The sequence below is a fragment of the Gordonia sp. (in: high G+C Gram-positive bacteria) genome (assembly GCF_049299075.1).
Classification (GTDB): domain Bacteria; phylum Actinomycetota; class Actinomycetes; order Mycobacteriales; family Mycobacteriaceae; genus Gordonia.
Genome location: NZ_JBAQWU010000411.1, coordinates 1 through 9,312 on the forward strand (window position 1 = coordinate 1; position 9,312 = coordinate 9,312).

Annotated in this window: 9 protein-coding genes; 7 read left to right on the forward strand and 2 right to left on the reverse strand. The window is 66.9% G+C overall.

Annotation, left to right across the window (positions count from 1 at the left end):
* Positions 1–19: 19 nt before the first annotated feature.
* Positions 20–1,477, reverse strand: a complete 1,458-nt coding sequence (locus WAW85_RS13140; RefSeq protein ID WP_422560052.1) for an MFS transporter — start codon at positions 1,475–1,477, stop codon at positions 20–22.
* Between the two features lie 96 nt (positions 1,478–1,573).
* On the opposite strand from WAW85_RS13140, the gene WAW85_RS13145 reads away from it, so the two are divergent.
* From WAW85_RS13145 to WAW85_RS13170, 6 genes are all read left to right on the forward strand, one after another.
* Positions 1,574–2,041 carry a MarR family winged helix-turn-helix transcriptional regulator gene (locus tag WAW85_RS13145; protein WP_422560053.1) on the forward strand — a complete coding sequence of 156 codons (468 nt, stop codon included), beginning with the start codon at positions 1,574–1,576 and terminating at the stop codon, positions 2,039–2,041.
* Positions 2,042–2,129: 88 nt separating this feature from the next.
* Positions 2,130–3,611 carry an amidase gene (locus WAW85_RS13150; RefSeq protein ID WP_422560054.1) on the forward strand — a complete coding sequence of 494 codons (1,482 nt, stop codon included), beginning with the start codon at positions 2,130–2,132 and terminating at the stop codon, positions 3,609–3,611.
* Between the two features lie 76 nt (positions 3,612–3,687).
* Positions 3,688–4,428: a 4-hydroxy-tetrahydrodipicolinate reductase gene (gene dapB, locus WAW85_RS13155; protein ID WP_422560059.1), complete on the forward strand. Its 741-nt coding sequence runs from the start codon at positions 3,688–3,690 to the stop codon at positions 4,426–4,428.
* A gap of 86 nt (positions 4,429–4,514) precedes the next feature.
* Positions 4,515–4,961 (forward strand): hypothetical protein, encoded by a 447-nt coding sequence (locus WAW85_RS13160; RefSeq protein ID WP_422560060.1) that lies wholly within the window; start codon positions 4,515–4,517, stop codon positions 4,959–4,961.
* A 1-nt stretch (position 4,962) separates the two neighbouring features.
* A complete protein-coding gene (locus tag WAW85_RS13165) occupies positions 4,963–5,601 on the forward strand; it encodes a hypothetical protein (RefSeq protein ID WP_422560055.1) in 639 nt (212 codons plus the stop codon).
* A gap of 4 nt (positions 5,602–5,605) precedes the next feature.
* On the forward strand, positions 5,606–6,058 hold the full coding sequence (locus WAW85_RS13170) for a flavodoxin family protein (RefSeq protein ID WP_422560056.1): 453 nt from the start codon (positions 5,606–5,608) through the stop codon (positions 6,056–6,058).
* Between the two features lie 43 nt (positions 6,059–6,101).
* Here WAW85_RS13170 and WAW85_RS13175 read toward each other — a convergent pair whose 3' ends face one another.
* Positions 6,102–7,796 (reverse strand): DUF222 domain-containing protein, encoded by a 1,695-nt coding sequence (locus WAW85_RS13175; RefSeq protein ID WP_422560057.1) that lies wholly within the window; start codon positions 7,794–7,796, stop codon positions 6,102–6,104.
* Between the two features lie 599 nt (positions 7,797–8,395).
* Between WAW85_RS13175 and WAW85_RS13180 the strand changes: the two genes are divergently transcribed.
* On the forward strand, positions 8,396–9,280 hold the full coding sequence (locus tag WAW85_RS13180; RefSeq protein ID WP_422560058.1) for a ParA family protein: 885 nt from the start codon (positions 8,396–8,398) through the stop codon (positions 9,278–9,280).
* Positions 9,281–9,312: the final 32 nt, after the last annotated feature.

Below are 9,312 nucleotides of genomic sequence, written 5' to 3' on the forward strand. Positions count from 1 at the left end.
GCTTCGGGTCGTCGGGCGGTCAGACGCCGGTCGACACTGCCTGCGGCGACACCTGGGGAGCCGCGGCGGGCTTCTTCCAGGGGTAGATGAGCAGCGCCAGCGCACCACCCAGCGCTGCCGCGACCGCGCCGATGATGAAGCACAGCTGGAAGGCGCCGAGCGTCGGGACCTCCCGGCCACCCAGATCCATCGTCTGGCTGGTCATGACGACGGCCATCACAGCGCCGGCGACTGTGGTGCCGACCGAGCGCATGAGGCCGTTGAGGCCCACGCTGGCTCCGGCCTCGGCGGGCGGGACATTCTGCAGGATCAGCGCAGGCATAGCGGCGTAGCCGATGCCCACGCCAGCTGAGCCGATGCAGGTGGCGATGAGGAGTTGCCAGGGGGCCCCGGTGAGGAAGATCGCCAGGATGTAGCCGACCGATAGCACCATCGCGCCCAGGGAGAGGGTGTAGCGGCCGCCGACGGTGGACAGGAGTTTACTCGAGACGGGGGCGAAGGCCAGCATCATCAGGCCGCCGGGCGCCATCCACAGGCCGGCCTGCAAGACGGTCTGGCCGAGGCCGTAGCCGGTGATTGCGGGCATTTCGAGCAACTGCGGAACCACAATGGCCTGGGCCATCATGCCGAACCCGATCAACACCGCGGCCAGGTTGGTCATCAGGACCGGGCGGCGCGACATTGTCTGTAGGTCGACGAGCGGGTCGTCGTGCCCGAACTCGAAGAATCCCCACGCGACCAGGACGGCGAGCCCGCCGCCGATCAGTCCGATGGTGAGACCGTCGGTCCAGCCCCAGTCGTTGCCTTTGGAGACGCCGACGAGGAAGGCGACCAGGCCGATGGCAAGCCCGACGGCGCCGATCCAGTCCAGCCGGGCCTGGTGAGCGTCATGCACGTGCGGGAGTACGAGCAGCGACAGTGCCGTCATCGCCGCAGCGAGACCGAGGGACACCCAGAACAGTGCGTGCCAGTCGAAACTGTCGGCGACCCAGGCCGCGAGCGGGAGGCCCAGCGCACCCCCGACGCCCATCATCGCGCTGATGGCGGCGATCGAGGTGTTGATCATTCGCGGGGGTGCGACTTCGCGGACAAAGCTGATCGCTACTGGGATGTAGCCCATCGCCAGGCCCTGGAGGACGCGGCCGATGAGCAGCGGAACCAGGCTGCCCGAGAGGGCGCAGACCAGTGATCCGATCATGAGGAGCAGTGCCGAGGCGACTAGTACGGGCTTCTTTCCGAGAATGTCAGCCAGGCGCCCGGCCACCGGCATGGCGACTGCCGCACCGAGAAGGGTCGCCGTCACGACCCAGGAGGCGTTCGACGGCGAGGTGCCCAGCAGGTCGGGGAGTTCCAACTGAATGGGAATGACGAGTGATTGCATGAGGGCGACGCACAGGCTGGAGAAGCCAAGAACGAGGATGATGGGCAGCGGGTGCGCCGCGTCGCGCTGCGGTTCGTCCGTTTCCGGAAGGGTCACGAAAATTGTCCTTATCAGGTAGGTGTGTAATCTACACATTTAACAGTGTGTAGATTACACACTGGGCCTTGAGGTTCGGCAGCGGGAAGGGCGAGGGTGCGCGAAAACACACATGCCGTCGGCATGGATACGGGGCGGCTCGGTGACGAACCGAGTCGGCGACTGGCGGCAGCACTGGTGCGACTCGACGGATATCGGCGCCGCCGTCCGCAGAACGGGCCCGGAGCGGCGGACATGAGACTGCTGTGGCTGCTGATCGAAGCCGGGCCGCAGACGCTGAGTCAACTCACCGCGGAACTGGGCTTGGAACGCTCCACGGTGAACCGGCAGGTCAACGCTGCGGTGGCGGCCGGTCTGCTCGCGAAGGAGCGGATCCCCCGATCCCGCGCGTATCAGATCGCGCCCACCGCCGCGGGAAGCGCGGCCTTCGACCGGGGAGCGCATTCCGCGCTCACCGCGATTGGCGACACCCTGATGGAAATGGGGCCCGCGGACTCGGCCCAGTTGCTCGACCTGCTGGAGCATTTCGCCGATGCCTATGGGCTGCGGGGTACTGCGGAGTAGCGGAGGAAAAGGAGGGCGTCGTCCCTGATGACCGAGCTAGGCTGGCACCGGGGAGTGTTGGCTCACCCTGATCGGAAATGAGACGACGATGAAGCTTGCCGAGTATCTGCGCTACGACGCCACCGCGCTCGCCGAATTGGTGGCCGCGGGCGAGGTGACCGCCGCGGAGTTGCTGGAGCTGGCCCGCCGTCGGATGCGTCAGGTGAATCCCCGGCTGAACGCTGTCGTCATCGAAACCGCCGACAGCGCCGACGTCCAGGTGCAGGGCGCCCTGACCGGGCCGTTCGCCGGGGTGCCATTCCTCATCAAGGACTTGGACCAGGAATACCGCGGCTATCCCACCACCTGTGGTTGCCAGGCGCTACGCAACGACGTGGCGACCGAGAACGCCTTGGTCACGGACCGGTTCCTGAACGCCGGACTAGTGATCATGGGCAAAACCAACACCCCGGAGCTGGGTGCCAAGGGCATCACCGAACCGGATCTGTGGGGGCCGTGCCGCAATCCGTGGGACACCTCCCGGACGCCGGGCGGATCGTCGGGCGGTTCGGCGGCGGCTGTCGCCGCGGGCATCGTTCCGGCGGCCGGTGCCAATGACGGCGGCGGCTCCATCCGCATTCCGGCCGCCACCACCGGACTGGTCGGGCACAAACCGAGCCGGGGGCTGGCACCGTACGGGCCGCAGGCCGGTGAGTCGATGTTCGGGATGGCCACGCAGGGCGTGCTGTCGCGGACCGTGCGCGACAGCGCCGGCCTGCTCGATGCCATCGTCGCGGCCAACCCGATGGCGGACTTTCAGGTCGCACGCCCCCGACAGTCGTTCAGCACCGCGATCACCCGCCGGCCGAAAAAGCTGCGCATCGGCTATTCAGGGCATTCGGCGATCCGCGGCGAGGCGACCCCGACCGCGGCAGCCGCACTGGAAGCAACGGCGCAACTGCTCACCGATCTCGGACACCACGTCGAGGAGGTGCGGCCGCCGTACGACGACAAAGCACTCGCTGAGACCTTTCTGACCATCTGGTTCGGGAAAGTGTGCGAGCAGGTCGACGAAATCAAGGTACGCACCGGCGCCGGTGACCGCGACTTCGAAGCCGACACGCTGGCGATCGCCGAGATCGGCCGGGCCAACGGGGTTACCGGCATGCTGCGCGCTCTGGGCCAGGTTCCGGCCTACACCCACGCGATGGAGCGCTACTACGAGCGGTTCGACTACTTCATGACGCCGACGCTGGCGCAAGCGCCGATCAAGATCGGGGCTCTCGACACCCCTGCACCCCTGCGGGCAGCCGCCCGGGCCGCGCACCGACTGCACGGCGGCAAGGCGATGGTGCGCAGTGGCCTGATCGACCAGATGATCGAGGACAATCTCGGCTGGGTGCCCTACACCCAGCTCGCGAACCTCACCGGTCGCCCGGCGATCAGCGTGCCGTCGTACTGGACGCCCGACGGGCTGCCGTTGGGTATCTCGTTCAACGGCCCGTTCGGCAGCGACGGAGCCCTGCTGAGTCTGGCGGCGCAGCTGGAGGAGGCCGCTCCCTGGATCGACCGGTTCCCGGCGAAAGCCTGACGTCAGGACTCTCTAGACTGGGCGTGAGGCATACCGGCTAGCGACGGGATAGGGAATTCATATGGGTAACGAGGCCATTCGGGTCGGCGTGTTCGGCAGCAGCGGCAAGGTTGGCGCGGCGATTGTGGCGGGCGTGCGGGATGCCGTCGATACGGAGTTCACCGTCGGTGTCGATGCCGGTGACGACCGTGCCACCTTCGTCTCCTCGGGCACCCAGGTGGTGGTCGATTTCACCCATCCCGATGTGGTGATGGACAACCTGAAGTTCCTGATCGACAACGGTATTCATGCTGTCGTCGGCACTACCGGCTTCACGCCGGAGCGGCTCGATCAGGTCGCGCACTGGCTGGCCGACGCGCCGGGTGTCGGGGTGCTGATCGCCCCGAACTTCGCCATCGGCGCGATCTTATCGATGCACTTCGCGCAGAAGGCCGCTCCCTACTTCGACTCGGTCGAGATCGTCGAGCTGCACCACCCGCACAAGGCCGATGCGCCGTCGGGTACCGCCGGGCGCACCGCGCAACTGGTCGCCGAGGCGCGCGCTGCCGCCGGATCGGCGCCCATGCCGGATGCGACGTCGACGGGACTGGAGGGTGCCCGCGGCGCGGATGTCGATGGCGTTCGTGTGCATTCGGTGCGTCTGGCCGGTCTGGTAGCTCACCAAGAAGTGCTGTTCGGTACGCAGGGAGAGACCCTGACGATCCGGCATGACTCGATCGATCGCACCTCGTTTGTTCCGGGCGTCCTGCTGGGTGTGCGGGAGATCGCCGCGCACCCGGGGCTGACCGTGGGCCTCGACCAGTTCATGGATCTGTGACCGCGGTGACCACCGACGACACGACGCCGCGGGGACCCAAAGTCTCGCGCGGGCCCAAAGTCAAGGACGCCCGGCCGATAGTGCTGATGATCGGTTTCATGGTTGTGGCGATGGTCGTGTATCTGGTGCTGTTGAGTCGGCAGGCCCTCCGGTTGATTGAAGCCGGTGGGGTCGTGGGCATCGGTTTGGGTCTTGGCGTGTTTGTGCTGCCGGTGCTCGGCGTTTGGATAGTCGTGCGGACCCTGCAGGCGGGTATCGAACACCAGCGAATGGCCGCCGCCGTCGCCGAGTCCGGACGCGAACTGAACGTCGAGGATCTCCCGCATCGCCCGTCCGGGCGCATCGAGCGGGACGCCGCCGACCAGCTCTTCGCCGAGGTGAAGATCGAGTGGGAAGCCGACCCGTCGGACTGGATGAGTACCTACCGGATCGCTCGCGCCTACGACTACGCCGGCGACCGCAAGCGGGCCCGGGAGATGATGGGCCGCGCCGCCGAGGGGTACCGCGCCGCGAAAGCCGCCGGCGATCTCTGACGTGCTGTGGCCACGCGGGCTCCGGAACATCAGCCAGCCGCCGGAACGGCCGCTGATGACCTTCTGGATGCTGTTCGGCGGGATGATCGGTCTGGTGGCCGCGGCCGTTGCCGTCGTCAGCGGCGGTGGCATATGGGCGGCTATGGCGACCCTGGCCATCTTCTGGGTACCTGCGGCGCTGGCGTGCGGTTTCCGGCCGATGTGGGACGAGACCTTTCGCGCGGAAGGTGGCCGTTGGTCCCATACCGCCTGGTTCTTCACTCAAGTATTCGGGCTGAAGGGACTGGCCGTGCTGGGCCTGCCGGTCGCGCTGACCTTCTTTCTCCTGACCCTGCGTGGCGGAACGCTCGGCTGGGCGGTGCTCAACGGTCTGGTGATGCTCGCGGCCGTGGCCGCCATCGCCTGGCGACCGCAGCGACGAGACTGGCAGTCGGCGGGTATCGCGCTAGCTCTGGCCGCCATGCTGGCCGTCGCCCTACCGCTGGGCCTGCTGCTTCTCGGTGCCGTCGGCTACGTCGGCCCGGTCGCCGCGGCGGTCTACCTGCTCGGCGTGGTGGTCTCGTGGTTAAGCAAAGAATCCCTCGACGCCAAGGCGATAGGGCGTCCCGCGGTGGGCGATCCGGCTGGCGACGTAGGGTGACCCTATGGCGCGACTGTTGATCGTCCACCACACGCCGTCGCCGCACTGTCAGGAGATGCTGGCGGCGGTGATCGAGGGAGCGACCTGCCCGGAGATCGACGATGTCGAGGTGGTGCGCCGGGCGGCGTTGACCTTGTCGCCGGTCGATGTGCTGGATGCCGACGCTTATCTGCTCGGCTCGCCGGCGAATCTCGGCTACATGTCCGGCGCCCTCAAGCATGCGTTCGACGTCATCTACTATCCGTGCTTGGACCAGACGTCAGGGCGACCGTACGGGTTGTTCATGCACGGTAACCAGGGCACCGAGGGCGCGCAGCGCAGCGTGCATTCGATCGCCAGCGGCCTCGGCTGGACCAAGTCGGCCGACGACGTCGTCGTATCGGCGAAGCCGACGCAGGATGAGCTGGAAGCGTGCTGGAACCTCGGCGCCAACCTCGCCGCGCAACTGATGGTTTAGTTGCTGACCGAGAGGTGCGCGCCGACCGCCGGCGGGGCGGGAGTTACGCCGCAGTGTGTGAAGTGGTGCCCCGAGCGGGATCTGGGGTGAGGAAGGCGAAGCCCAGGCGGGCTTCGAGGCGTTTCTCGAAGCCTGAGCGGTCGTCGGGTGGGGCGTGGGCTCCCTGCTGGGACAGTAGTTCTGGGTGGTGCGTCGGGTTGAGTGCCCAGGGTCCTCGGGTGCCGGTTGGGCGCCAGGCCATGCGGCCGGCATTGGGTCCGCTGGTAAGGACGAGGGTCTCCCATTGGCCGATTTTCGGGCCGACCCAGCGATTGTGGCCACCGCAGCACGAACCGATCGCGTCGATGTCGGTGCGACCGCCTTGGGGCATCGGCCCGCTCGGGGCCCAGTCGGGACTGTGGTGGGCCTCGGTCCGCACGAACGGCGCATCGCAGGCTGAGGCGGTGCAGCCGCCGTCGCGGGCAAAGAGCATCAGTCGTTGGGCCTTGTTGGCGAACCGGTTCTTTTTGCCGCGGCCGAGGTAGAGCGCTTCGCGGGTGTGGTGACGGAAAACCGCCAGGTGTGGGGTGGCGTCGGCAGCGAGCTCGATCAGGTCAGCGACCGGGATAAGCGTACCCGCGGCACCGATGCCCACACCGGCGTGGCGGGCCAGGTCGGCGTCGGACACCGAGATAACGATCTCGGCCGGGATGCGGTCGGGGCGGCCCAGACCCTTGTTGGCGAGGAAGAAGTCGACGATCGCCTCGAGGGCGTCGTGGCCGCGCTGGTCGGCGGTGCGGTCGTCCAGGGTGCGGGCGGCCGTGAGGGCATCGTCGTCGAGGGTCTGGTCGGCGGTCCTATCGGCGCTGCGCGGGCTGTTCGGGTCGGCGGGGTTGTTCACGCCGGGGGCAGCGAGCTTAGTGAAGATCACGGCCAGCTTCTCTTTTAGCGCCGGGGTGACCTTACCGGCGAGTTTGCTCATGAGCTGGTCGTCTTGCGCGCTGATGCTGAAGGCGCGCTGACGCTGCCGATCCTGCGGTTCGGTGTATGCGCCGTCGGGGTCGATCAGCGCGAGCAGGCGTGCGCCTGCCTTCTCCAGGTCGGTGGGGGATAGGCTGCGCGCATGCTGGGCCAGCTCGGACTCGATCGTCGTGTGATCGGCCGGGTCGATGGCGCCCGGTACCTTCTTCATGATCCCGGCGATGACCAGTGCATGGGCGGCGCCGATCTGACCGCCGGCGACGGCGTCGGCGGTCGCCGGCAGGGTCGGCTCCAGCGTGTCCCCGGTCAGTGCGGTCCGCCGGGTGAGGCGCAAGGCGAGCGCGCTCCGGCGCTTGGTCTCGCCGCGGCCAAGGCGATGACCGAGCGCCAGGTATGCCGGCATCGTCAGGAAGCCCGCGGCGCGGTGAATTGAGCGGTCGCTGCCCTCGAGGTAGAGGTTGGCTGACAGACCATCGAAGCGGCGCCGGATCCGTTCGGACACTTCCACCGAGTGGGTGAGCTCGGCTTCGGAGGCTTGCGCCAGGTTGGTGGTGGCGAGCTTCGCGGCGGCGGTGTCGATCACCCGCAGGAGCCCCAGCGCGTCGTCGGGCAGCACGGTACCGACGCGCGCAGCAAGTTCGGTTTCGCTGATCGGCGCGGCGTCGGGGCCGCCGATCGCGATGAACGCGTGCTCGGTGGGCGCACCGTCTTTATGGGCGGTCGCATTGTCGAGGCTGACGTATCGATCACCGTCGCCGTGTACGGGACTGCCGGTCATCTGATTCACCTCCCTCACCGTTGAACGATTTCTCTGGTCTAACAGTAACTCGCGGCTCCGACACTTTCGGCGGCCGATTCATCTTTTCATTACCGTTCGTAGAATACCTCGATGGTCCGACAATCCGACATGGCTAATACGCCGAGATGACGTGGTCAATGTGGCGAGCTGCGCTGTATCAACCTGGCAATACCAACGCAGTTTTCGATGCCCATCTCGCCCGCTCCGCTGCTGTTCATAACCCGTACGGTACGGCGAGGGTCGGACAATACTCGGCGCCCACTGCTATAGATCAAAAGCCCTGTAATTCGCACTAATCACCGGTATAATTGGGCTGGAAATCACCTTCGATGAGAGACTGGAGCGTCGTGATTTGTTCGCGATGCTTATTCGCTGAATTGCCCGGGTGACGGCGAAGGCGGCTGGCCGCATGACTCGGCGTCGTAGGTTCCGCGTCGGCCGGTCATGTTGAGGGCGCCCGAGGCGAGTGCGCCGAGATCAGCAACCGGCCGCGTGACTACCATTAGGGTGATTCACGAGCGGACAGTCGATGTCCGACGTCGTTGGCGGGTGCCCCGCCGGGGAGGAGCAGCGGACAGTTGAGCGCCGATACGCCCGTAACCGCTGGCCAGAACTCCGGTGGGACTGAACTCGGCCCCACCGGGCGTCCGTACCGCGATATTCCCGAGCCTCGTCCGCTCGACCGCCACGGCCCGGCGAAGATCATTGCCGTCTGCAACCAGAAGGGTGGCGTCGGGAAGACGACCTCGACGATCAATCTCGGAGCGGCGCTGGCCGAGGCCGGTCGCCGGGTGCTCTTGGTGGACCTCGATCCGCAGGGCGCTCTGTCCGCGGGGCTTGGCGTTCCGCACCATGAACTCGACGAGACCGTCCACAACCTGCTGGTCGCACCGTATGCGGCGACCGACGATGTGCTCATTAGCACGCGGGTCGACAGTCTGGATCTGTTGCCCTCCAACATCGACTTGTCGGCGGCGGAGATCCAACTGGTCAGCGAAGTCGGCCGCGAACAGGCACTGGCGCGTGCGCTGCACCCGGTCGCCGATCGCTACGATTACATCCTGATCGACTGTCAGCCGTCCCTCGGTCTGCTCACGGTCAACGCGCTCGCTTGCGCCGACAGTGTGTTGATCCCGATGGAATGCGAGTACTTCAGCCTTCGCGGGCTCGCGTTGCTCACCGACACCATCGACAAGGTGCACGACCGCCTCAATCCGCGACTGACCCTCGGCGGAATCCTGGTGACCATGTTCGATGCCCGCACCCTGCACTCGCGGGACGTGATGGCGCGCGTGGTGGAAGTCTTCGGCGATGCGGTATTCGACACCGTCATCAGTCGGACGGTGCGTTTCCCCGAGACCTCGGTCGCCGGTGAGCCGATCACCTCGTGGGCGCCGAAATCTGCTGGCGCCCTGGCGTACCGGAGCCTGGCACGCGAGGTCATCGCCCGCAACGAGGGCTGACGACCGGTGACCCTTCGACAAGCTCAGGGAGC